We start from the raw sequence: 23,164 nt of genomic DNA, 5'->3' as shown, positions 1-23,164 counted from the left end.
ACATGAACAATATGAACGTTATTATTGCTGACGATCACCCGATTGTACTGTTCGGTATTCGCAAGTCACTCGAGCAGATCGAGTGGGTGAATGTCGTCGGCGAATTTGAAGACTCCACTGCGCTAATCAATAACCTGCCAAAACTGGATGCTCATGTACTGATCACCGACCTCTCCATGCCCGGAGACAAGTATGGCGATGGCATTACACTTATCAAGTACATCAAGCGCCACTTCCCGGCGCTGTCCATTATCGTTCTGACCATGAACAACAACCCGGCCATCCTCAGCGCCGTGCTGGATCTGGATATTGAAGGCATCGTGCTCAAGCAGGGCGCGCCTACCGACCTGCCTAAGGCGCTGGCCGCGCTGCAGAAAGGCAAGAAGTTCACCCCGGAGAGCGTTTCCCGCCTGCTGGAGAAGATCAGCTCCGGCGGCTATGGCGACAAGCGCCTTTCGCCGAAAGAGAGCGAGGTTCTGCGCCTGTTCGCCGAAGGTTTCCTGGTGACGGAAATTGCCCGTAAGCTCAACCGCAGCATCAAGACCATCAGCAGCCAGAAAAAATCGGCGATGATGAAGCTCGGCGTTGAAAACGATATCGCCCTGCTCAACTACCTTTCTTCGGTCACGCTCAGTTCGGCGGACAAAGAGTAGCGCACTCTGCCGATAAAAAGCCTCCGTGATATCACGGAGGCTTTTTATTGTTGCCCGTTCAGCCCCGGCTCTTGCGCACCCTGGCCGCGTAGACGGTCAGCGTCTTACCGATGACGTCGAGCGTAACCGGTTTGGAGAGGCAGCTATCCATGCCCGACTCCAGGCAGCGCTGCTTCTCTTCCGCCAGCGCGTTGGCCGTCACGCCAATCACCGGCAGCGTCAGGCCAAGCTGGCGGATCCGCTGCGTCAGGCGATAGCCGTCCATGTTCGGCATGTTGACATCGCTGAGCACGATATCGATAGGGTTCTTGCTGAGTACGTTGAGCGCGTCAATACCGTCGTTCGCCGTTTTACACTGATAGCCCAGCGATCCCAACTGGTCGGCCAGCAGCCGGCGGTTAATGGGATGATCGTCAACCACGAGGATCATCATATCGTCATTGGCCGCCGCCGTGCTCTCGGCGGCGGGCAGCGCGCCGCTCTGCTCGATACTGTCCACCTCCACGCTGTAGATCCTGCCGAGCAGCAGCAGCAGCTCGTGCGGAGAGGCCACGCTGTGCAGCCATTCACCGGGCGCGCGCTCCTGGGGGATCCCGATGTGGCGACGGCTGAAGATAACGGTCGCCCGTCCGGACCAGGGCTGCGCGAGGTCGTCGTCGGCAATCAGCACATCGTCATCGTCGGGCGCTTCGCCCTCGTAGCGCCTGACGTCAATGCCGTGCCGGGTCAGCAGCGACTCAACGAACAGGCCGAGGAAGGCATTGTTCACCGCCAGCCAGCAGCGCTTGCCCGCCAGCCCTTCCGCCGCCGCAGGCTGCGGGGCCTGAGCGCCGTAGAGCGGAATGCGAATGGTGAACTGGCTGCCCATACCCGGCTCGGTTTCGATCGCAATATCACCATCCATCATGGTGATGAGCTTCTCGCAGATGGCGAGCCCCAGCCCGGTGCCCTGGAAGTTGCGCTGCACGCCGGTGCCGACCTGGAAGAAGGGATCGAACAGCCGCACCACCTCTTTTGCCGGAATACCAACCCCGGTATCGCGCACGCAGATGCTGAGATACTCTTCGCTGCGCCGCAGGTGCAGCACGATACAGCCGGTATCGGTAAATTTAATGGCGTTGCTCAGCAGGTTGGAAATCACCTGCTGCAGGCGCATTGGATCGCCCCGCAGCTGCTGCGGTACGTCGGGATCGATAAAGCAGTAAAGCCCCAGCTGCTTGCGCACCACCAGCGGCAGATAGTTGGCGGTAATGTGGCTCATCACCTCGCGGGGAGAAAACTCGCGCGGCTCGATCTTCAGCTGCTCGGACTCAATTTTAGAGAAGTCGAGAATGTCGCTAATGATTTTCAGCAGCAGGCTGGAGGAGTTGTTCATTGCCGTAACCAGCCGGTCAACGCCTTTCGGCAGCTCTTTGGTGTGCAGCAGATCGAGGTTACCGATAATGCCGTACAGCGGCGTGCGCAGTTCGTGGCTGACGGTGGCGAGGAACATCGACTTCGACTGGCTGGCCTGCTCGGCGGCCTGGGCCATCTCCTGCAGCGACTCCTCCATCTTGACGCGGGCCGAGACGTCCACCAGTACGCAAATGGCCACGTTCTCGTTGCGATAGCGCGAGTGGACGAAGCTTATCTGCAGGTTAGTATTGTTGCTGGTCAGCACATCGACGAAGTTGACCTGCTGGCCGCAGATGATCTGCGTCAGCCGCTGCCGGTCTTCGTGCGTCAGCATATTGAGATAGTTGTGGGCCAGCTCGTTGCTGAGGATATTGGTCCCGTCCTGAGTGCGCAGGATACAGATCCCGACAGGCGCCGAGGCAACGATTTTGCGGTTGAACTGCTCGTGCTCCTCCAGGCGCTGGGCGTCGGTTTCTGCCGGAATAAAGATTTTTCGCTCGTAAATGCGCGCCAGCATGAACAGCGCGGCGCCGGTCAGGATATTGATCAGCACGGCGTTGAGGATCAGCATGCGGATGCCGTCAAGCACCAGGTCCACCGGCACCGAATAGACAATGCTCAGGGACGAAGGCGGCAGGCTCTTTTTAAGCACCAGCTCGCGGAAACCGCCGCTGTAGCCAAACCACGACCGCTCCTGCATCCAGCGCGGATCCACGCTGAGGCCGTTCTCCGGTCCGGCCAGGGTGATCAGCGGCCTGCCGTTTTCGTCGATAAGGGTCACGCCCATCGGCAGGCTGCCGGGAGTGAAGAAGTTCTCCATCCGGATGCTCGCCTCAATGCCCAGCATCGCCTGACGCTGGTTGGGCGAATAGACCGGCGTCAGGGCATAGAAGAAGCCGACGCCCGGGCGCGGGCCGGGATTTATCCAGTAGAGGTTATTGCCGCGCTCGTCGCGAGGCAAGTTGCGGAACCTGGCGATCCGCTCGTGCAGCGCCTTGAGCGTCTGCTCCCGCTCCATCGGCATTTCGCGCAGGCCGAAATTGGCCAGACACTGATTATCCGCGCCGGTTAAAAATACGCGATTCAGGTCGTAGGCGGGCGCGAAGCTGTCCCGCCAGTAGCGCATAAACCACGCCAGCGATGCCAGCGAATCCCGCCAGGTGCCCTCCTGCGCGCTGCAGTCGGCGTCGGGAAACAGCGGCTCAAATCCCGGCGCGGTTGCCCCCTCACCCTGACCGACGCCGCTTTCAACGCTGAGCCGGTTTTCGGCAATATACTTCAGCTCTTTGAGCACATCGGCGGTACGCTGAATATAGCGCTGGGCCTGATCGTAGCTGAGGTTTAACTCCTGGTGAAGCTGCTCCTCTTTGCTGTGCAGGGCGTTGACGATATAGAACGCCGAGATGACCGCGATCAGCAGCCAGACCAGCAGCGCCAGCGCCCGGAACAGATAGCGGGAAACTTTCAGAGTTGTGCGGAAAGAGACAAGGTATTTCAACGTTTAGCCGTTAGCGTAAATAAGATGCGGTTAAAGTAGCGGTAAAACGGCGGGCCCGCAACGTCGAAAGAAAAAGGGCCGGTACAGACCGGCCCTCACGCTGATTTTTCGGACGATTATTCGTCGTCGGCCTCATCGGCAGCATCGTCTTCGGCATCGCTTTCCGGGACGATTTCATCGTCGCCTTCGGCCACGCTGCCGTCGATGGAGTCCAGCTCTTCGTCATCCACCGGCTCGGCGACCCGCTGCAGGCCCACCACATTCTCGTCTTCCGCGGTACGGATGAGAATAACGCCCTGAGTGTTGCGGCCCACTACGCTGATTTCCGAGACGCGGGTGCGCACCAGAGTACCGGCATCGGTGATCATCATGATCTGATCGCTGTCCTCAACCTGCACCGCACCGACCACGGCGCCGTTACGTTCGGTCACCTTGATGGAGATAACGCCCTGCGTCCCGCGGGACTTGGTCGGATACTCCGCCTCGGCGGTACGCTTACCGTAGCCGTTCTGCGTGACGGTCAGGATAGCGCCGTCGTTACGCGGCACAATCAGCGACACAACCTTGTCTTCGCCCGCCAGGCGGATACCGCGCACGCCGGTGGCGGTACGGCCCATCGCACGGACGGCGGTCTGCTTGAAGCGAACCACTTTACCGGCGGCGGAGAACAGCATCACCTCGTCCGCCTCAGAGGTCAGATCGACGCCAATCAGCTCATCGCCCTCGTTGAGGTTGACGGCAATGATGCCGGCAGAGCGCGGACGGCTGAACTCTTTGAGCGCGGTTTTCTTGACGGTCCCGCTGGCGGTGGCCATAAAGACGTTGACGCCCTCTTCGTACTCGCGTACCGGCAGGATAGCGGTAATGCGCTCGTCTGGCTCAAGCGGCAGCAGGTTGACGATCGGACGGCCGCGCGCGCCGCGGCTGGCTTCCGGCAGCTGGTAGACCTTCATCCAGTACAGACGACCCCGGCTGGAGAAGCAGAGGATGGTATCGTGGGTGTTGGCCACCAGCAGGCGGTCGATAAAGTCTTCTTCTTTAATGCGGGCGGCAGATTTGCCTTTACCGCCGCGGCGCTGGGCTTCGTAGTCGCTCAGCGGCTGATACTTCACGTAGCCCTGGTGAGACAGGGTGACCACAACATCTTCCTGGTTGATCAGATCTTCGATGTTGATGTCGGCGCTGTTGGCGGTGATTTCGGTACGGCGCTCGTCGCCGAACTGATCGCGGACCAGCTCCAGCTCCTCGCGGATCACTTCCATCAGACGATCGGCACTGCCGAGAATGTGCAGCAGCTCGGCGATCTGCTCCAGCAGCTCTTTGTACTCGTCGAGCAGCTTTTCATGCTCGAGGCCGGTCAGCTTCTGCAGGCGCAGATCGAGGATCGCCTGGGCCTGCTGCTCGGTAAGCCAGTATTTGCCGTCGTGAATGCCGAACTGCGGCTCCAGCCACTCCGGACGGGCGGCGTCGTCACCGGCGCGCTCCAGCATCGCGGAGACGTTGCCAAGATCCCAGGCGCGGGCGATAAGGCCGGCCTTCGCTTCTGCCGGCGTCGGCGCGCGGCGGATCAGCTCGATAATCGGATCGATATTGGCCAGCGCCACGGCCAGCGCTTCGAGGATATGGGCGCGGTCGCGGGCCTTGCGCAGTTCGAAAATGGTGCGGCGGGTGACCACTTCGCGGCGGTGGCGCACGAACGCTTCCAGAATCTCTTTCAGGGTCATGATCTTCGGCTGACCGTGGTGCAGCGCAACCATGTTGATGCCGAAGGAGACCTGCAGCTGAGTCTGGGAGTAGAGATTATTGAGTACCACTTCGCCGACCGCATCGCGCTTCACTTCGATAACGATGCGCATACCGTCTTTGTCAGACTCATCGCGCAGGGCGCTGATGCCCTCAACGCGCTTGTCCTTCACCAGCTCGGCGATTTTCTCAATCAGGCGGGCTTTGTTCACCTGATAAGGGATCTCGTGGACGATGATGGTTTCGCGGCCGGTTTTCGCATCGGCTTCAACTTCCGCGCGAGCGCGAATATAGATTTTACCGCGGCCGGTGCGGTACGCTTCTTCGATACCGCGGCGACCGTTGATGATGGCGGCCGTCGGGAAGTCTGGCCCCGGAATGTGCTCCATCAGCCCTTCAACGGTGATGTTCTCATCGTCGATGTAGGCGAGGCAGCCGTTGATCACTTCCGTCAGGTTATGCGGAGGAATGTTGGTCGCCATACCGACCGCGATACCGGAAGCACCGTTGACCAGCAGGTTAGGGATTTTCGTCGGCATGACGTCCGGAATGCGCTCGGTGCCGTCGTAGTTATCGACGAAATCGACCGTCTCTTTTTCCAGGTCGGCCATCAGCTCGTGGGCGATCTTCGACATACGGATTTCCGTATAACGCATCGCCGCCGCGGAGTCGCCGTCAACGGAACCAAAGTTACCCTGCCCGTCGACCAGCATGTAACGTAAGGAGAATGGCTGCGCCATGCGCACGATGGTGTCGTAAACGGCAGTATCACCATGAGGGTGGTATTTACCGATGACGTCACCGACCACGCGGGCGGATTTTTTATAGGCTTTGTTCCAGTCATTGCCCAAAACGTTCATGGCGTAAAGCACGCGACGGTGTACCGGTTTCAGGCCATCTCGGACATCCGGCAGCGCACGGCCAACAATGACCGACATCGCATAGTCCAGATAAGAGTTCTTTAACTCTTCCTCAATGTTGACCGGTGTAATTTCTCTCGCAAGGTCGCTCATCTAACCGCTATCCCTCTACTTGTTTCCCGGATTCAAAGGTCGCAAATTATAACACAGCCGCCGTGATTGAGGTAAACCTATAGCATCCGCCCGGCGCTTTATTCGTACAGCCGGGCTGATATACTCAACAGCTTAATGAAAAAAGGAGTTAATGCGCCCATGAATGCCGAAAAACCGCCGGTGGCTAACGTCGACAGCGCCGAAATCGCCAAATTTGAGGCCGTCGCCTCCCGCTGGTGGGATCTGGAAGGAGAGTTTAAGCCCCTGCACCGCATCAATCCGCTGCGACTGGGCTATATTGCCGGGCGCTCCGGCGGCCTGTTTGATAAAAAGGTGCTGGACGTCGGCTGCGGCGGCGGGATCCTCGCCGAGAGCATGGCGCGGGAAGGCGCGCGGGTAACCGGACTGGATATGGGCGCCGAGCCGCTGCAGGTGGCGCGCCTGCACGCCCTCGAGAGCGGAATTCAGGTCGACTACGTGCAGGAGACGGTTGAAGACCACGCCGACCAGCACGCTGGCGAGTACGATGTCGTCACCTGCATGGAGATGCTTGAGCACGTGCCGGACCCCGCCTCGGTAGTCAGAGCCTGTGCCAGGCTGGTCAAACCCGGCGGCCACGTCTTTTTCTCCACCATTAACCGCAATCCTAAGGCCTGGCTGATGGTGGTGTTCGGCGCCGAGTACGTGATGAAAATGGTGCCGAAGGGCACCCACGACGTGAAGAAATTTATCAAACCGTCGGAGCTGCTGGGCTGGATTGATGAGACGGCGCTCCAGGAGAAGCACATCACCGGGCTGCACTACAATCCGCTGACCAACAGCTTTAAGCTCGGCCCGGGCGTCGATGTTAACTACATGTTGCATACAGCGGCAAAAATCGCCTAACGATATCGACTTTTCTTATGACAAATTGCGCAGCATCAGCTGCGCAATTCACCACGAAGATGAAGAAATCAGCACTCGATCAAATTTTCATTTTTTTTCTGCAATTATTGACTTTAACTGCAGGCCTTATGGACCGTGGACTTAGCGATCATTACCTCTGCGCAACCTCAAATTAACGTCAAAATCAACCCTTGTACTAAAAAGAATCCTTACTAAAATACTCACCATATAGCGTTCCACTTATCACATAACCCCTATATATAGTATTTATCCACAGAGTTAGTCACAGCGGCGCTTTGTGGATAAGCGGGGGATATTTTTTTCCACGGATATTTCACGGACAGGTATAGCAAATGAATCAGAGTCTGCTGGTGACGAAGCGAGACGGCCGAACCGAGCGCATTAATCTCGACAAAATTCATCGGGTGCTGGATTGGGCGGCAGAAGGTCTGAACAACGTTTCTGTGTCTCAGGTTGAGCTGCGCTCTCACATCCAGTTCTACGACGGCATCAAAACCGCCGATATCCATGAGACTATCATCAAAGCGGCGGCGGACCTGATCTCCCGCGACGCGCCGGACTACCAGTATCTGGCGGCGCGGCTGGCCATTTTCCACCTGCGCAAAAAAGCCTACGGCCAGTTTGAGCCGCCGGCGCTGTATGACCACGTAGTGAAGATGGTCGAGCTGGGTAAATACGACAGGCATCTGCTGGAAGACTACACGGAAGAAGAGTTCGAGCAGATGAACGGCTTTATCGATCACTGGCGCGACATGAACTTCTCCTATGCGGCCGTCAAGCAGCTGGAAGGCAAATACCTGGTGCAGAACCGCGTCACCGGCGAGATCTACGAAAGCGCGCAGTTCCTCTATATGCTGGTTGCCGCCTGCCTGTTCTCCGGCTACCCGCGCGAAACCCGGCTGGACTACGTGAAGCGCTTCTACGATGCGGTATCCACGTTCAAGATTTCGCTGCCGACGCCGATCATGTCCGGCGTGCGCACCCCGACGCGCCAGTTCAGCTCCTGCGTGCTGATCGAGTGCGGCGACAGCCTCGACTCTATTAACGCCACCTCCAGCGCGATTGTGAAGTATGTTTCCCAGCGCGCCGGTATCGGCATCAACGCCGGGCGCATTCGCGCGCTGGGCAGCCCGATCCGCGGCGGCGAGGCGTTCCACACCGGCTGTATTCCGTTCTACAAGCACTTCCAGACGGCAGTGAAGTCCTGCTCGCAGGGCGGCGTGCGCGGCGGTGCGGCCACGCTCTTCTATCCGATGTGGCATCTGGAAGTGGAAAGCCTGCTGGTGCTGAAAAACAACCGCGGTACCGACGCCAACCGCGTGCGCCACATGGACTACGGCGTGCAGATCAACAAGCTGATGTACACCCGCCTGCTGAAGGGGGAAGAGATAACCCTCTTCAGCCCCTCTGACGTGCCGGGCCTGTACGACGCTTTCTTTGTCGATCAGGATGAGTTTGAGCGCCTGTACACTAAATATGAGAAAGACGACAGCATCCGCAAGCAGCGCATCAAGGCCGCGGACCTGTTCTCGCTGATGATGCAGGAGCGCGCCTCCACCGGCCGCATCTACATCCAGCACGTCGACCACTGCAATACCCACAGTCCGTTCGATCCGGCGGTTGCCCCGGTGCGCCAGTCTAACCTGTGCCTGGAAATCGCCCTGCCGACCAAGCCGCTGGAAGACGTTAACGACGAAAACGGCGAGATCGCGCTCTGCACGCTCTCTGCCTTCAACCTCGGCGCTATCGACAGCCTCGACGACCTGGAAGAGCTGGCGATTCTGGCAGTGCGCGCCCTTGACGCCCTGCTCGACTATCAGGATTACCCAATCCCGGCGGCGAAGCGCGGCGCAATGGGCCGCCGCACCCTGGGTATCGGCGTGATTAACTTCGCCTACTACCTGGCGAAGCACGGCAAGCGCTACTCTGACGGCAGCGCCAATAACCTGACGCACAAAACCTTCGAAGCGATTCAGTACTACCTGCTGAAGGCGTCTAACGAACTGGCGAAGGAGCAGGGAGCCTGCCCGTGGTTTAATGAAACCACCTACGCTCAGGGCATTATGCCGATCGACACTTACAAGAAAGATCTGGATGCCATCGTCAGCGAAGAACTGCACTATGACTGGGATGCGCTCCGCGAGTCCGTCAAGGCGCACGGCCTACGCAACTCCACGCTCTCAGCCCTGATGCCGTCAGAAACCTCGTCGCAGATCTCCAATGCCACCAACGGCATTGAGCCGCCGCGCGGCCACGTGAGCATCAAGGCGTCGAAAGATGGCATTCTGCGCCAGGTGGTGCCGGACTACGAAAATCTGCAGGGCAGCTACGAGCTGCTGTGGGAAATGCCGAACAACGACGGCTATCTGCAGCTGGTGGGCATCATGCAGAAATTTATCGATCAGGCGATTTCGGCGAATACCAACTACGATCCGACGCGCTTCCCGTCGGGCAAAGTGCCGATGCAGCAGCTGCTCAAAGACCTGCTCAACGCCTATAAGTTTGGCGTGAAAACCCTGTACTATCACAACACCCGTGATGGCGCAGAGGACGCGCAGGACGACCTGGCCCCGTCCATCCAGGATGACGGCTGCGAAAGCGGCGCATGTAAGATTTGATATTCCCCCTCACCCTAACCCTCTCCCCCCCTGGGAGAGGGCCGGGGTGCGGGGAAAATAACCACAGGACACACACCCATGGCATACACCACTTTTTCACAGACGAAAAACGATCAGCTGAAAGAGCCGATGTTCTTCGGCCAGCCGGTCAACGTGGCGCGCTTCGACCAGCAGAAATACGATATCTTTGAAAAGCTTATTGAAAAGCAGCTCTCCTTTTTCTGGCGCCCGGAAGAGGTGGACGTTTCCCGCGATCGCATCGACTATCAGGCCCTGCCGGAGCACGAGAAGCACATTTTTATCAGCAACCTCAAGTATCAGACCCTGCTGGACTCCATTCAGGGCCGCAGCCCGAACGTCGCCCTGCTGCCGCTGATCTCGATTCCGGAGCTGGAAACCTGGGTAGAGACCTGGGCCTTCTCAGAGACCATCCACTCCCGCTCCTATACCCACATCATCCGCAACATCGTCAACGATCCGGCGACGGTGTTTGACGATATCGTCACCAATGAGCAGATCCAGAAGCGCGCCGAGGGGATCTCCCACTACTATGACGACCTGATCGCGCTGACCAGCTACTGGCACCTGCTGGGTGAAGGCACCCACAGCGTTAACGGTAAAACCATCACGGTTAACCTGCGCGAGCTGAAGAAGAAGCTCTATCTCTGCCTGATGAGCGTTAACGCGCTGGAGGCGATTCGCTTCTACGTTAGCTTCGCCTGCTCCTTTGCCTTTGCCGAGCGCAAGCTGATGGAGGGTAACGCCAAAATCATCCGCCTGATCGCCCGCGATGAGGCCCTGCACCTGACCGGCACCCAGCACATGCTCAACCTGCTGCGCAGCGGCCAGGACGATCCGGAGATGGCGGAGATTGCCGAAGAGTGCAAACAGGAGTGCTACGACCTGTTCGTGCTGGCGGCCCAGCAGGAGAAAGAGTGGGCAGACTACCTGTTCCGCGACGGCTCGATGATCGGTCTTAATAAAGGCATTCTCTGCCAGTACGTGGAGTACATCACCAACATCCGTATGCAGGCGGTGGGGCTGGATCTGCCGTTTGAGACCCGCTCCAATCCGATCCCGTGGATCAACACCTGGCTGGTCTCCGATAACGTCCAGGTCGCGCCGCAGGAAGTGGAAGTCAGCTCCTATCTGGTCGGCCAGATCGATTCTGAAATCGACGCCGACGACTTAAGCAGCTTCCAGCTCTGATGAGCCGCGTAACCCTGCGCCTTTCCGGCACCGAAGTGCTGTGCCGGGAAGAGCACCCTTCCCTGCTGGCGGCGCTGGAGTCGCATCAGGTTCAGGTTGAGTACCAGTGCCGCTCCGGCTACTGCGGCTCCTGCCGCTGCCGGCTGGTCTCCGGCCAGGTGGACTGGCTGACCGAGCCGCTGGCCTTTATCAGCCAGGGCGAGATCCTGCCCTGCTGCTGCCGGGCGAAGGGCGATATTGAGATTGAGATGTGAAAAAGGCCGCGCAATGCGGCCTTTTTACTGAATAAGTACTCTATTCTGCTGACGATTTAGCGCGCAATTTACGCAGGGGCGTTACCTGCAGGCAGCGTCCGACATAGCGTCCGTTAACCACCTTGATTTCACCTGAGGCCAGCTTACTGCGCAGTATAATGCCAGCGGCTGTATGTAACCGCTGCCCCATCTCAAATTTAGCGCGTTCGGCCGCCGATACATCGTCATGAGTAACTTGTTGTTGTGATGACATAACCTCTACCTCCTGTTAATGTGTCGCTACTGGCTTTCCAGCCGGCAAACTGCTCGCGAAACAACTTCCCTTTCACATAGCCATTAAGCCCCAACAGCCTGTCGTAGAGTATGACCAGATCTGAGCGGCGCAAATGGGCCGCGTCTACTGCAGCAGAGAAAACATAGGCGCCGGCACCGCAAGCATTGTAGTGCTCAAGAATTGTACTTGCAACATTGAGTAAGACCCGCCCGCTTCCCAGCCCCGAATGAGCTATATGCTGGAATCCCTTAAAACTCAACAAAACGGGATCAATTTCATCAAAGATAACCCCCCAAACGCCGCTTGCGGGATAATGAAAGGTAGAGTTCACTGAACGAATGTTAATACCTTTTCCTGAAAGCTCGTCCAGCGTTGCCACAAATTCAAAACCCACCGCGAAGATTTTATCGCCGAGAACAAAAAGTCGGTAGATTGTCCTGTCCCCGAACTGATTGTTAAATGACGGCGTCCATTGAAGATGCGTATTCACATTCGCTCCTGCGAAAATGGTAACTCACGTCATTCAATCAGAGGGTTAAAGAGGAGACAAAGGGAGGTTAAGTAAACTGCGTAACGCTTTCCAGATTTGCTACGATCCCATACCAAAAGGTATGGGATCGTACTTTCCACAACAGAATTACTGATTCGTCTCCAGATACTTCACGGCCTTATCCGGAAAATCGGTAAACAGCCCGTCAACGCCCACCTGCTTGTACAGCGCATCATACAGCTGGTTCACGTTGCTGGCATACGGCGGCAGCTGGTCGGCTCGCACCGTATACGGATGCACCTGAAGATGGCTGGCGTGTGCCTCTTTGACCATCGCCGTCGCCCTGATGTGCCCCGGCGTTGAGCTGTCGGCAATCAGCATATGATAGTCAGGGCCGATGCCGTCGGCGTATTTCGCTATCTGCTGCATCGCGCCGGGCTTAAACATCCAGTCATAGCTGTAGTTAACCCAGGTGCCGTCGGCCTGCTTCTGCTGCGTCTCGTTCCAGTCGGTCTCGGCGATAAGCTGCACCAGCTTGAGATCCATCCCCATCTTCGGCTCAAGCGCGTTCTTGATGCGCTTGAGCTCATCGGCGTCAAAGCACTGAAGGTAGACCTTGTCCTGCTTGCTGGTGTAGCCGTACTTCTTCAGCACCTCCAGGGTGCGGGCGGCGATATCCTTGCCCTCCTGGTGGTGGAACCACGGCGACTTGATCTCAGGGTAGATACCGATGTTCTTACCGGTGGAGTGATTCAGCCCCTGGATGAACTCGATCTCCTCTTCGAAGGTGTGCACCCGGAAGTCAGATTTACCCATCGGGAAGCGGCCCGGGAAGGTCTGCACCTTCTTGCCGTCCTTGATCTCAAAGCCTTCGCTGAACTTCAGGGACTTGATTTCCGCCAGCGTAAAGTCGATGGCGTAGAAGCGGCCATCCTTACGGGCGCGGTCCGGAAAGCGGTCGGCAACGTCCGTTACCCGGTCAAGGTAGTGGTCGTGCAGCACTACCAGTTGGTCATCTTTGGTCATGACCAGATCCTGCTCCAGATAGTCCGCTCCCTGCGCGTAGGCCATTGCCTTGGCAGGCAGCGTATGTTCCGGCAGGTAGCCGCTGGCGCCCCGGTGGGCGATAACAATCTTCTCATTCGCTGCGGCAATCCCGCTGGCGGCACAGCCCGCCAGCACGATCCCTGCCATCAGCGCGCTTAATGCGTGCTTCATCTTCAGCGTTCCTTATCCCAGTTTTGCCTGATTTTCACGATGCTGCCTGCGCTCGCCGACCATGACGATGGCCAGCAGAAGCACCGCCAGCACGCTGCCGCCGATCATCACCATAAAGCCGCCGTCCCAGCCGAAGAAGTCGACGGTGTAGCCGACAATCGCGCTCGCCGCCACCGATCCGCCGAGGTAGCCAAACAGGCCGGTAAAGCCCGCGGCGGTACCCGCCGCTTTCTTCGGCGCCAGCTCCAGAGCGTGCAGGCCGATAAGCATTACCGGACCGTAAATCAGGAAGCCGATGACGATCATGCAGATCATATCCACGCCCGGATTACCCGGCGGGTTAAGCCAGTAAACGATGGTCGCAATGGTCACCAGGGTCATAAAGAAGACGCCGGTCGCGCCGCGGTTGCCGCGGAACACCTTATCCGACATCCAGCCGCACAGCAGCGTACCGGGAATGCCCGCGTACTCGTAGAAGAAATAGGCCCAGGAGGACTTATCCAGCGCGAAGTGCTTCACCTCTTTGAGATAGGTCGGCGACCAGTCGAGAATGCCGTAGCGCAGCAGATAAACGAACACGTTGGCGACGGCGATATACCACAGCAGCCGGTTAGGCAGGATGTACTGCATGAAGATCTGTTTCGCCGTCAGCTCCTGCTCGTCTTTCTCGGTATAGTTGTCCGGATAGTCGTTTTTGTACTCTTCGATCGGCGGCAGGCCGCAGGACTGCGGCGTATCGCGCATCATGGCAAAGGCGAAAATAGCCACCAGGATTGCGCCGAAAGCGGGCATATAGAGCGCCGCGTGCCAGTCGTTAAACCACGCCATCCCCAGCAGAAACAGCAGCGGCGGAATACCGCCGCCGACGTTGTGGGCGCAGTTCCAGACCGACACAATCCCACCGCGCTCCTTCTGCGACCACCAGTGCACCATGGTGCGCCCGCACGGCGGCCAACCCATTCCCTGGAACCAGCCGCAGAGGAACAGCAGTACGAACATCACCATAATGCTGGAAGTCGCCCACGGCACGAAGCCCATAAACAGCATCACCGCCGCGGCCAGAATCAGACCTGCCGGCAGGAAGACGCGCGGATTCGAGCGGTCCGACACCGAGCCCATAATGAACTTAGAAAAGCCGTAGGCGATGGAGATACCCGACAGGGCAAACCCCAGATCGCCGCGCGAGAAGCCCTGCTCGACCAGGTAGGGCATCGCCAGGGCAAAGTTTTTTCGCACCAGGTAATAGGCGGCGTAACCAAAGAAGATCCCGAGGAATATTTGCCAGCGCAGGCGGCGATAGAGCGGATCGACCTCCGCATCGGCTACCCGTGCCTTATGCGGCGCAGGTTTAAAAATACTTAACATGAACAGCCTCCGTGGCCATTAAGAACAAAATAAACGCGACCGAACAAAAACGAACATCTGTGAGGTCGCCAGAGCGGCCGCATAGTAAGAGAAGCGACGTAGCCGGACTGTGAAACATCGCACAGATTGTTACATTTTTATGACAATTTGCTCCAATATGCGCACATTGTCACGTTGTATTTTCTTTTATTGCTCGAATATGCTCGATATCAAACAATCCACAACATAATTGTGGCTAAATGGATTAAAACGAACACAGAGGATGTTGCATGATTATCCCATCTGCAAACGAAAGCGATGTCATTATTATTGGCGGCGGCGCGACCGGCGCCGGTATCGCGCGCGACTGCGCCCGGCGCGGACTGCGCGTCACCCTCGTGGAGCGCGATGATATCGCCACCGGCGCAACCGGCCGCAATCACGGCCTGCTGCACAGCGGCGCGCGCTATGCCGTTACCGATCCGGAATCCGCCCGGGAGTGCATCGCCGAGAACGCTATCCTGAAAAGGGTTGCCCGCCACTGCGTGGAGCCTACCGGCGGCCTATTCATTACGCTCCCGGAGGACTGCCTGGACTATCAGCAGACATTTATCGACGCCTGCCGCGCAGCCGGAATTGATACCCTACAGCTCACCCCGGAGCAGGCGCTGCAGATGGAACCGTCGGTGAATCCGGCGCTCATCGGGGCGGTAAAGGTGCCGGACGGCACGGTCGATCCGTTTCGCCTCACCGCCGCCAATATGCTTGACGCCCGCGAGCGCGGGGCCGTGGTGCGCACCGGCTGCGAGGTGACCGGCCTGCTCCGCCAGGGCGACAGGATCGCGGGCGTCATGATTTACGACAAAACCCACGGCGTGCGCGAAACGCTCCATGCGCCGGTAGTGGTTAACGCGGGCGGTATCTGGGGGCAGCGAATCGCTGAATATGCCGATCTCTCGGTGCGCATGTTCCCGGCGAAGGGCTCTCTGCTGATCTTTGACCACCGCATTAATCAGCACGTGATCAACCGCTGCCGCAAGCCGGCGGATGCCGACATCCTCGTGCCCGGCGACACCATTTCGCTGATTGGCACCACCTCCACGCACATCGACTACAACGATATCGACAGCAACCGCGTTACCGCCGAAGAGGTGGATATCCTGCTGCGCGAAGGTGAAAAACTCTCGCCGGTAATGGCCCGCACCCGCATTCTGCGCGCCTACAGCGGCGTGCGCCCGCTGGTCGCCAGCGATGACGACCCGAGCGGCCGCAGCGTCAGCCGCGGCATTGTCCTGCTCGACCACGCCGCCCGCGACGGCCTGGAGGGGTTTATTACCATCACCGGCGGCAAGCTGATGACCTACCGGCTGATGGCCGAAATGGCCACCGATGCAGTATGCCGCAAGCTGGGGATTGAGGTCCGCTGTACCACCGCTAACGAACCGCTGCCCGGCTCGCAGGAGCCGGCAGAAAAGACGCTGCAAAAAATCATCTCGCTGCCGGCGCCGCTGCGCGGCTCCGCGGTCTACCGCCACGGCGACCGCACCCCGGCGTGGCTCGGCGATTCGCGCCTGCACCGCAGCCTGGTGTGCGAATGTGAGGCGGTCACCGCCGGCGAGGTCCAGTACGCGGTGGACAATCTGGCGGTGAAAAACCTGCTCGACCTGCGCCGCCGCACCCGCGTAGGGATGGGCACCTGCCAGGGCGAGCTGTGCGCCTGCCGCGCCGCCGCGCTGCTTAACCGCTTTGAGGTTACCACGCCCGCCCAGTCCCTCAACCAGCTCTCCGATTTCCTCAACGAGCGATGGAAAGGCGTGCAGCCTATCGCCTGGGGCGACGCGCTGCGCGAGAGCGACTTTACCCGCTGGGTATGGCTGGGGCTTTGCGGACTTGAAAAGGAGAACCGGGATGAAGTTTGACACCCTTATCATCGGCGGCGGGCTGGCGGGCCTGCTGTGCGGCATCACTCTCAGCCAGCGGGGCCTGCGCTGCGCGATCATCAGCCGCGGCCAGAACGGGCTGCATTTTTCCTCCGGCTCTCTCGATCTGCTCGACGCGCCGGCGGGCGAGACGCTTGAACAAAGCCTCGCCGCGCTGGCGGTGAGTCACCCGGAACACCCCTACAGCCTGATCGGTGCCGGGCAGGTTATCGATTATGCCTGCCAGGCCGAGAAGCTGCTGGCCGGCTGCGGCGTCGCCCTGCAGGGCGGGCTCAATAACCAGCACCAGCGCATCACGCCGCTCGGCGGCCTGAAGCGCGCCTGGCTGAGCCCGGAAGAGGCGCCGATCGGGCCGGTCAGCGGCGAACGCATTGCCGTGGTGGGCATCAGCGGCTTTCCCGACTTTCAGGCCCACCTGGCCGCCCCGGCCCTGTGCAAGGCCGGCGCCCTCGCCGACGCGATTGATATCGAACTGCCCCAGCTGGACGACCTGCGCGAAAACGCCTCGGAGTTCCGCTCCGTCAATATCGCCCGCCTGCTGGATGAGAAGAGCCAGTGGGCGGCGCTGCTGGGTGCCCTGCGTCCCATCGCCGAACGCTACGATCGCCTGCTGTTTCCGGCCTGCTTCGGGCTGCAAAATTCCCAGCTCTGGCGCTGGCTCAGCGAACAGCTTCCCTGTCCGCTCGCGCTGCTGCCCACGCTGCCGCCCTCGGTGCCGGGTATCCGCATGCACACCGCGCTCCAGCGCCACTTTGTCCGACTGGGCGGGACATGGCTTGCCGGCGATGAGGTGGCGGCCGTTGCCTTTGACGGCGCGCGGGTGTCCTCTGTCTCCACCCGCAATCACGGCGATGTTCCGCTACAGACCCGCTTTGCGGTGCTCGCCAGCGGCGGCTTCTTCAGCAGCGGCCTCGTCGCCCGCCGGGATAAAATCTGCGAGCCGGTCTTCAATCTGGACATTACGCCGTTGCTGTCGCGTAACGCGTGGTATAACAATGACTTTTTTGATTCGCAGCCGTGGCAGCGCTGCGGCGTCAGGACCGATGCCTCGCTGCGCGGACAGCGCGAAGGCCAGCAGATTGACAACCTGTACGCCATCGGCGGCGTACTCGGCGGCTTCGACGCCATCGCCCAGGGCTGCGGCGGCGGCGTCAGCGCCATTACGGCGCTGCACGCTGCCCGACAAATCAGTGCGCTCGCAGGAGGTGACGCATGAGCAATACCCGCTTCGAAAACTGCATCAAGTGCACGGTCTGCACCACCGCCTGTCCGGTGGTGCGCGTCAACCCACACTATCCGGGCCCCAAGCAGGCCGGCCCCGACGGCGAGCGCCTGCGCCTGAAGAACGGCGCGCTGTACGACGAGGCGCTGAAGGACTGCATCAACTGCAAGCGCTGTGAGGTCGCCTGCCCGTCCGATGTCAAAATTGGCGATATTATCCAGCGGGCGCGGGCGCAGTACAGCCAGAAAAAGCCAACCCTGCGCGACGCTATTCTCAGCCACACCGACCTAATGGGATCGCTTTCGGTGCCCTTCTCGCCGCTGGTCAACGCCACGACCGGACTGAAGCCGGTACGCAGGCTGCTGGATAAAACGCTGAAAATCGATCACCGCCGCACGCTGCCGAAATACGGCAACAGCACCTTTCGCCGCTGGTACCGCAGCGTCGCCGACGCGCAGGCGCAGTATCCCGAGCAGGCCGCCTTTTTTCACGGCTGCTACGTCAACTACAACCACCCGCAGCTGGGGAAAGATCTGGTGCGGGTGCTGAACGCGCTCGGCACCGGCGTGCAGCTGCTGGATAAAGAGAAGTGCTGCGGCGTACCGCTGATTGCCAACGGCTTTATGGCAAAGGCGCGCAAGCAGGCCAGCAGCAATACCGACGCCCTGCGGCGGGCAATCGTCGACAAGCGCCTGCCGGTCGTGGCGACATCGTCCACCTGCACCTTTACCCTGCGCGACGAATATCCGCACCTGCTGGACGTGGAGAATGCCGATCTGCGCGACAACATTGAGCTGGCGACCCGCTGGATCTGGAAGCAACTGGACGGCGGTAAAACCCTGCCGCTGCGCCGCCTGCCGCTGAAGGTGGTCTACCACACCGCCTGCCACATGGAAAAGATGGGCTGGGCGATTTACACCCTCGACCTGCTGCGGAAAATCCCCGAGCTGGAGGTTCAGGTGCTGGACTCGCAGTGCTGCGGTATTGCAGGCACTTATGGCTTTAAGGCAGAGAACTACCTGACCTCGCAGGCCATCGGCGCCCCGCTGTTCCGCCAGATTGAGGAGAGCGGCGCAGACCTGGTTATCACCGACTGCGAAACCTGCAAGTGGCAGATTGAGATGTCCACCAGCAAGCGCTGCGAGCATCCCATTTCGCTGCTGGCGCAGGCGCTCAGCGCAGAGTAGCTTCCGGCAGCAGCGCGCCGCCGTCCACCACCAGCGTTTGTCCGGTAATATAGGCCGCCGCCGGTGAAGCCAGAAAGAGCATTGCGCCGGCAATCTCTTCCGGCTCACCGAGCCGCCCCAGCGGCACGGCGGCGGCTATCGCTTGACTCACCTCTTTATCACCCAGGTTATTCATGGCGGGCGTGCGGATCATCCCCGGCTCCACGCCGTTGACGGTGATCCCGTCCGCGGCCAGCTCAAGGGCGGCGGCGCGAATAAAACCGTTGACGCCCGCCTTTGAGGCGGCATAGTGCGCCAGTCCGGGATAAGCGACCCGCGGGCCGGTCACCGAGGAGGTGACCAGAATGCGCCCGCCGCCGCGCATCCACGGCCGCGCCGCCCGGGCAAGGAAAAAAGGCGCCATCAGATTGACGCCGAGGGTGCGCTGCAGCAGCGGGGCGTCTATCTCTGAAAAGGGCGTCAGGGGAAAGTAAGCGGCGTTATGGACCAGTACGTCCAGTCTGCCGTGAAGCTGAGTCGTCGCGTCAACCAGCGCCGCGGCGCTCTCCGGCTCGGCCAGATCGCAGGCAACTGCGTCAACCCGCAGCCCCTCCCCGCGCAGCCGCGCGGCGCTGTCCCGCGATTTTTGCTCCTGCTGGTCGGCAATCACCACCGCGGCGCCGAGGCGGGCGAAGGCGGCGGCAATCGCCAGGCCAATGCCCTGGGCGCCGCCGGTCACCAGCACCACCCGGCCGCGGAAGGCGTCGGCTGCATAGGTCATAATGCGCTCCTTTTTTAGTCTGCTGAAGGCACTATAAAAAGGCGCGGTACGTCCCGGCTATCGTTCCGGAGAACGACATTTACCCTCAGGGGATGAACAGATCCTCAACCACCTCGATCCAGCCGTGCCCGGCAGCAACCGGCCAGCCGTTAAGCCAGCGGCGCAGCATATTCAGCGCCATCATGGCGCAGATCTCCTGGCGCACCGCGAGACTGTAGCGCGTGGCGTTGAACTTGACCCGCAGGGCGTGGGTCCCTTCCGCCGTTGCCAGCGCAAAGTTGAGATGATCCTGCTCCAGACCGCTGACCGCCAGCGACAGCCCGGCAAAGTGGTTAACCCGTCTGTCCGCCGTCCAGTGGGCGGTCTGCGCCAGCGTCTCCTCCTGCGAGGGCACCACTTCGCCCGCCAGCAGCGGCGCACCTGCGCGGCCAAGCTGCAGGGCGATCAGCCCGGAGGTGAACTGCTCGCTGAGAGTCAGGCTGAGGCTTCGCGCCTGCAGCGCGGCGGCGATCTGCGCCGGCAGGCCTTCGGTGCCTTCGAAGATCAGGTTTTCGCCGGCCACCTTTTTCACCTCCGGCCACAGGGCGAGCATCGCCTCGCGCTCGCTGGCCGGACCGGTCAGCTTCAGCTCAATGATCGGCATGGAGGAGCGGTAGCCCATAGTCACCCCGGCGGGCAGCGTCAGCCCGTCGAGGCTCTGGGCCAGATCGCTTTCCGAGCGGCCAAAGGTGGTCAGGCGCAGGCAGAGCGGCGGTTCGGGCAGAGTAAAGCGCTGGCGAATGCGCGGCAGGATCTGCTGCTCCACCATCACCTTAAATTCGGACGGCACGCCCGGCGTGAAGAACATCAGGCAGCGGTTGAGCTGGAGAGCGAAGCCGCAGGCGGTGCCGACCGGGTTATCAATCAGCTCGGCGCTGGCGGGGATCTCCGCCTGCTTGCGGTTGCTGGGCGCCATCACCCGGCCGCGCTCGGCAAAGTAGCGCGCCATCTGGCTGAGCCACGCCTCGTGCAGCACCAGCCCTTCGCCCTTCGCCGTTGCCGCCGCCAGCGCGCTCAGATCATCGCTGGTCGGCCCGAGGCCGCCGTTAACAATCAGCACGTCGGCCAGGTGGCTGCGCTCGCGCAGGACATCTACCAGCGACGCCAGGCTGTCGCCGACGGTATTGCGGCGGTTCAGCGGCACGCCCTGGCTGAAAAAGAGATCGGCAAGCCACGCCGCGTTGGTATCCACAATCTGTCCGTGCAGGACTTCATCACCGGTGGACAGCATCTCCACGTTAATCATTATTATCTCCACACCAAGAGGAGGATTTACTATAGCGGAGGCGACGGGAAAGGGAAAACGCTACTCCACCGCCGCCAGCCGCATTCTGACCCGCAGCCCGCCAAGGGCCTCGCTGCGGCCAAAATGCGGCTGCGCGCGATGGAGCCGGGCGATATCGTTAACCAGCGCCAGGCCGATGCCCGCCCCGGCAACGTCGCCGGCGTTATCGAGCCGCTGAAACGGCTGCAGGGCCTGGCTTATCTGCGCGTCCTCTATGCCGGGCCCGCTATCCTCAACGTCCAGCACCATCACCCCGCCGTCGCGGCGCAGGCTGACCGTCACCGCGCCGCCGCGCGGCGTATATTTCAGCGCATTATCCAGCAGATTGGCGCACAGCTCGCCGAGCAGGACCGCATCGCCCATCACGCTGACCGGCGCCTGAAGTCCCTCGTAGCCGAGGTCGATCGCCTTACTTCTGGCCTGCGCCAGACGCGAGAAGCAGCTCTGCTGCACCACCTCCAGCAGATTGACCGGCGTAAAGTTTCGTTCGCCCTGCTCCCGCCCCTTCACCGCCGCAAGCTGCAGCAGCCGCTCGGTGAGCTGGCTGGTGGTGTCCAGGGTGACGCTCATCGCCCGCAGGCTCTCGCGCCACGCCTGCGGCTCGGGGCTCGCCAGCGCCACCGCCGCCTGCGTTTTCAGAATAGCCAGCGGCGTTTTCAACTGGTGGGAGGCATCGGCGCTGAACCGCTCCTGGCGGGCGATAAGATCGCGCAGCCGCGCCAGATAGCGGTTGAAGGCGACGATCAGCAGCCGCGTCTCCGACCAGGGCAGCAGCTCGGGCAGCGGCGTCAGCAGCTCAGGCTCGCGGCGAATCATGATCTCAGAGAGCTGGCGCATCGGGCGCAGCACCCGCCGCAGCAGCCATCCGGCCAGCAACAGCGTCAGCAGCACCAGCATGCCCTGGGTCACCAGCGACGAGAACAGCAGCTGTCCGGCGAGCCAGCGTCGGGACTGCAGGGTTTCGGCAACGTAAATCTCGGCCATGCCGCTGACGCCGCCCTCGTTCACCGGCTGCAGCAGGCGGGCCACGCGAATGGCTTCGCCGCGAAAACTGCTGTGATAGAACCACGCCAGCGCCGGATAGAGCGAGGTGCGGGAGGTCGACGGCGGCATGGCGGGCAGCCCGTCGTAGCCTGAGATAACCTGACCGGCGGGATCGAGCACCTTATAGTACAGGCGGTCATTCATGTTGAGCTCGAAGCTATCGAGCACCACCCACGGGACATCCACCGCCAGCTTCCCGTCGCGCACCTCCAGCCGTTCGGATATGGTGCGGGCCGACGAGAGCAGCGTGCGGTCGTAGGCCTGGGTTGCCGCCTGCAGGGCGCTGACGTAGCTGTTAAACGCCGACAGGCCCCACAGCAGCAGCAGCGGCAAACCGAGAAACAGCAGCAGCCGGGCGTAGAGCGACTGCGGCTTACGCCACCGCATCGCGATGCTCCAGCACATACCCCAGCCCGCGCAGGGTGGCGATGCGCACATCGCTGTCGTGCAGCTTTTTGCGCAGCCGGTGCACGTACAGTTCGATGCTCTCCGGGCTGACGTCGTCGCTGAGGCTGAACACCTGCTCGAACAGCTGCTGGCGCGATACCGGCCGCTGGCGGCGGTACATCAGCACCGTCAGCAGCGCGTGCTCGCGGGGGGTCAGCGCCAGCCGCTGCCCGCGCAGCAGGAAATAGCCTTCATCGTGATACGCAAGCTCCCCCAACTGCTGCACCTCCTGCACCCGCCCTTCGCTGCGCCGCAGCAGGGCGCGCAGGCGCGCGTCCAGCTCCTCCAGCTCAAACGGCTTGGGCAGATAGTCGTCGGCGCCGGCGTTGAGTCCGGCGACGCGCTCCGCCACGGCGCTGCGCGCGGTCAGTAACAGCACCGGCAGGGTCTGCTTCCTTTTGCGCAGCCGCTGCACCACCTCAAGCCCGTCCAGACCCGGCATACCAATATCGAGCACCGCCAGCGCGTACTGCTCGCTTTGCAGAAGCTGGTCCGCGGCGCGCCCGTCAAACACCGCGTCGACGGCAAAGCCCGCCTGCACCAGCGCCTTTTCCAGCCAGTGAGCCAGCTCACGGTTATCTTCCGCCAATAGAAGACGCATATCACATCCTGAAGGGTTATCGGG

At 60.7% G+C, this 23,164-nt stretch carries 18 protein-coding genes; 8 read left to right on the top strand and 10 right to left on the bottom strand.

The window, feature by feature from the left end; all coding sequences use genetic code 11:
• Positions 1-2: 2 nt before the first annotated feature.
• On the top strand, positions 3-653 hold the full coding sequence (gene rcsB, locus ENGE1_RS00760; protein ID WP_043082778.1) for a response regulator transcription factor RcsB: 651 nt from the start codon (positions 3-5) through the stop codon (positions 651-653).
• Positions 654-711: 58 nt separating this feature from the next.
• Here the strand turns inward: rcsB and rcsC are convergent, their stop codons facing one another.
• The gene (rcsC, locus tag ENGE1_RS00755; RefSeq protein ID WP_048253881.1) at positions 712-3,546 is read right to left on the bottom strand and encodes a two-component system sensor histidine kinase RcsC; all 2,835 of its coding nucleotides are present in this window, start codon (positions 3,544-3,546) and stop codon (positions 712-714) included.
• Positions 3,547-3,662: 116 nt separating this feature from the next.
• On the bottom strand, positions 3,663-6,302 hold the full coding sequence (gene gyrA / locus ENGE1_RS00750) for a DNA topoisomerase (ATP-hydrolyzing) subunit A (protein WP_048253880.1): 2,640 nt from the start codon (positions 6,300-6,302) through the stop codon (positions 3,663-3,665).
• A 159-nt stretch (positions 6,303-6,461) separates the two neighbouring features.
• On the opposite strand from gyrA, the gene ubiG reads away from it, so the two are divergent.
• The 4 genes from ubiG to yfaE all read left to right on the top strand — a co-directional run bounded on the left by ubiG (position 6,462) and on the right by yfaE (position 11,289).
• On the top strand, positions 6,462-7,187 hold the full coding sequence (ubiG, locus tag ENGE1_RS00745; protein ID WP_043082773.1) for a bifunctional 2-polyprenyl-6-hydroxyphenol methylase/3-demethylubiquinol 3-O-methyltransferase UbiG: 726 nt from the start codon (positions 6,462-6,464) through the stop codon (positions 7,185-7,187).
• Positions 7,188-7,540: 353 nt separating this feature from the next.
• A complete protein-coding gene (nrdA, locus tag ENGE1_RS00740; RefSeq protein WP_043082772.1) occupies positions 7,541-9,826 on the top strand; it encodes a class 1a ribonucleoside-diphosphate reductase subunit alpha in 2,286 nt (761 codons plus the stop codon).
• A 78-nt stretch (positions 9,827-9,904) separates the two neighbouring features.
• Entirely contained in the window at positions 9,905-11,035 is a 1,131-nt protein-coding gene (nrdB, locus tag ENGE1_RS00735) for a class Ia ribonucleoside-diphosphate reductase subunit beta (protein WP_043082769.1), read from the top strand.
• The gene (gene yfaE, locus ENGE1_RS00730; RefSeq protein WP_043082767.1) at positions 11,035-11,289 is read left to right on the top strand and encodes a class I ribonucleotide reductase maintenance protein YfaE; all 255 of its coding nucleotides are present in this window, start codon (positions 11,035-11,037) and stop codon (positions 11,287-11,289) included. Before nrdB ends, yfaE begins: the two co-directional genes overlap by 1 nt.
• Before the next feature lie 40 nt (positions 11,290-11,329).
• Here the strand turns inward: yfaE and ENGE1_RS28210 are convergent, their stop codons facing one another.
• The 4 genes from ENGE1_RS28210 to glpT all read right to left on the bottom strand — a co-directional run bounded on the left by ENGE1_RS28210 (position 11,330) and on the right by glpT (position 14,636).
• Positions 11,330-11,542: a hypothetical protein gene (locus tag ENGE1_RS28210; protein WP_072062223.1), complete on the bottom strand. Its 213-nt coding sequence runs from the start codon at positions 11,540-11,542 to the stop codon at positions 11,330-11,332.
• Positions 11,514-12,053, bottom strand: coding sequence for a hypothetical protein (locus ENGE1_RS00725; RefSeq protein ID WP_048253879.1), 540 nt, complete (start codon positions 12,051-12,053; stop codon positions 11,514-11,516). The genes ENGE1_RS28210 and ENGE1_RS00725 overlap by 29 nt, the downstream gene beginning before the upstream one ends.
• A gap of 147 nt (positions 12,054-12,200) precedes the next feature.
• Positions 12,201-13,271, bottom strand: coding sequence for a glycerophosphodiester phosphodiesterase (glpQ, locus tag ENGE1_RS00720; RefSeq protein ID WP_048253878.1), 1,071 nt, complete (start codon positions 13,269-13,271; stop codon positions 12,201-12,203).
• A 12-nt stretch (positions 13,272-13,283) separates the two neighbouring features.
• A complete protein-coding gene (glpT, locus tag ENGE1_RS00715; protein ID WP_043082764.1) occupies positions 13,284-14,636 on the bottom strand; it encodes a glycerol-3-phosphate transporter in 1,353 nt (450 codons plus the stop codon).
• 269 nt (positions 14,637-14,905) lie between these two features.
• On the opposite strand from glpT, the gene glpA reads away from it, so the two are divergent.
• Genes glpA through glpC form a run of 3 tightly spaced genes read left to right on the top strand, consistent with a single transcriptional unit; the run spans position 14,906 to position 18,964 of the window.
• Positions 14,906-16,534, top strand: a complete 1,629-nt coding sequence (gene glpA / locus ENGE1_RS00710; RefSeq protein WP_048253877.1) for an anaerobic glycerol-3-phosphate dehydrogenase subunit A — start codon at positions 14,906-14,908, stop codon at positions 16,532-16,534.
• Positions 16,524-17,771 carry a glycerol-3-phosphate dehydrogenase subunit GlpB gene (gene glpB / locus ENGE1_RS00705; RefSeq protein WP_048253876.1) on the top strand — a complete coding sequence of 416 codons (1,248 nt, stop codon included), beginning with the start codon at positions 16,524-16,526 and terminating at the stop codon, positions 17,769-17,771. The genes glpA and glpB overlap by 11 nt, the downstream gene beginning before the upstream one ends.
• Positions 17,768-18,964, top strand: a complete 1,197-nt coding sequence (gene glpC / locus ENGE1_RS00700; RefSeq protein ID WP_048253875.1) for an anaerobic glycerol-3-phosphate dehydrogenase subunit GlpC — start codon at positions 17,768-17,770, stop codon at positions 18,962-18,964. Before glpB ends, glpC begins: the two co-directional genes overlap by 4 nt.
• Here the strand turns inward: glpC and ENGE1_RS00695 are convergent.
• From ENGE1_RS00695 to tctD, 4 genes are all read right to left on the bottom strand, one after another.
• A complete protein-coding gene (locus ENGE1_RS00695; RefSeq protein ID WP_048253874.1) occupies positions 18,951-19,724 on the bottom strand; it encodes an SDR family oxidoreductase in 774 nt (257 codons plus the stop codon). The two genes, glpC and ENGE1_RS00695, sit on opposite strands and share 14 nt — an antisense overlap.
• Positions 19,725-19,809: 85 nt before the next feature.
• Positions 19,810-21,009 carry a nicotinamide mononucleotide deamidase-related protein YfaY gene (locus ENGE1_RS00690; protein WP_043082756.1) on the bottom strand — a complete coding sequence of 400 codons (1,200 nt, stop codon included), beginning with the start codon at positions 21,007-21,009 and terminating at the stop codon, positions 19,810-19,812.
• Between the two features lie 60 nt (positions 21,010-21,069).
• Complete coding sequence (locus tag ENGE1_RS00685; RefSeq protein WP_064360428.1) at positions 21,070-22,479, bottom strand: sensor histidine kinase; 1,410 nt, start codon at positions 22,477-22,479, stop codon at positions 21,070-21,072.
• A complete protein-coding gene (gene tctD / locus ENGE1_RS00680; RefSeq protein WP_043082753.1) occupies positions 22,466-23,140 on the bottom strand; it encodes a transcriptional regulator TctD in 675 nt (224 codons plus the stop codon). The genes ENGE1_RS00685 and tctD overlap by 14 nt, the downstream gene beginning before the upstream one ends.
• Between the last annotated feature and the right edge of the window lie 24 nt (positions 23,141-23,164).

It is taken from the genome of Pluralibacter gergoviae ATCC 33028 = NBRC 105706, from assembly GCF_001598855.1.
Classification (GTDB): domain Bacteria; phylum Pseudomonadota; class Gammaproteobacteria; order Enterobacterales; family Enterobacteriaceae; genus Pluralibacter; species Pluralibacter gergoviae.
This window is presented reverse-complemented; position numbering and strand designations above follow the sequence as displayed.

What these genes read in the sequence shown, in the direction of transcription:
- ENGE1_RS00695 (WP_048253874.1), bottom strand. Translation starts at nt 19,724, where the DNA reads ATGACCTATGCAGCCGACGCCTTCCGCGGCCGGGTGGTGCTGGTGACC.
- ubiG (WP_043082773.1), top strand. Translation starts at nt 6,462, where the DNA reads ATGAATGCCGAAAAACCGCCGGTGGCTAACGTCGACAGCGCCGAAATC.
- gyrA (WP_048253880.1), bottom strand. Translation starts at nt 6,302, where the DNA reads ATGAGCGACCTTGCGAGAGAAATTACACCGGTCAACATTGAGGAAGAG.
- ENGE1_RS00685 (WP_064360428.1), bottom strand. Translation starts at nt 22,479, where the DNA reads ATGCGGTGGCGTAAGCCGCAGTCGCTCTACGCCCGGCTGCTGCTGTTT.
- glpT (WP_043082764.1), bottom strand. Translation starts at nt 14,636, where the DNA reads ATGTTAAGTATTTTTAAACCTGCGCCGCATAAGGCACGGGTAGCCGAT.
- glpC (WP_048253875.1), top strand. Translation starts at nt 17,768, where the DNA reads ATGAGCAATACCCGCTTCGAAAACTGCATCAAGTGCACGGTCTGCACC.
- nrdB (WP_043082769.1), top strand. Translation starts at nt 9,905, where the DNA reads ATGGCATACACCACTTTTTCACAGACGAAAAACGATCAGCTGAAAGAG.
- rcsB (WP_043082778.1), top strand. Translation starts at nt 3, where the DNA reads ATGAACAATATGAACGTTATTATTGCTGACGATCACCCGATTGTACTG.
- ENGE1_RS28210 (WP_072062223.1), bottom strand. Translation starts at nt 11,542, where the DNA reads ATGTCATCACAACAACAAGTTACTCATGACGATGTATCGGCGGCCGAA.
- glpQ (WP_048253878.1), bottom strand. Translation starts at nt 13,271, where the DNA reads ATGAAGCACGCATTAAGCGCGCTGATGGCAGGGATCGTGCTGGCGGGC.
- ENGE1_RS00690 (WP_043082756.1), bottom strand. Translation starts at nt 21,009, where the DNA reads ATGATTAACGTGGAGATGCTGTCCACCGGTGATGAAGTCCTGCACGGA.
- glpB (WP_048253876.1), top strand. Translation starts at nt 16,524, where the DNA reads ATGAAGTTTGACACCCTTATCATCGGCGGCGGGCTGGCGGGCCTGCTG.
- glpA (WP_048253877.1), top strand. Translation starts at nt 14,906, where the DNA reads ATGATTATCCCATCTGCAAACGAAAGCGATGTCATTATTATTGGCGGC.
- nrdA (WP_043082772.1), top strand. Translation starts at nt 7,541, where the DNA reads ATGAATCAGAGTCTGCTGGTGACGAAGCGAGACGGCCGAACCGAGCGC.
- tctD (WP_043082753.1), bottom strand. Translation starts at nt 23,140, where the DNA reads ATGCGTCTTCTATTGGCGGAAGATAACCGTGAGCTGGCTCACTGGCTG.
- yfaE (WP_043082767.1), top strand. Translation starts at nt 11,035, where the DNA reads ATGAGCCGCGTAACCCTGCGCCTTTCCGGCACCGAAGTGCTGTGCCGG.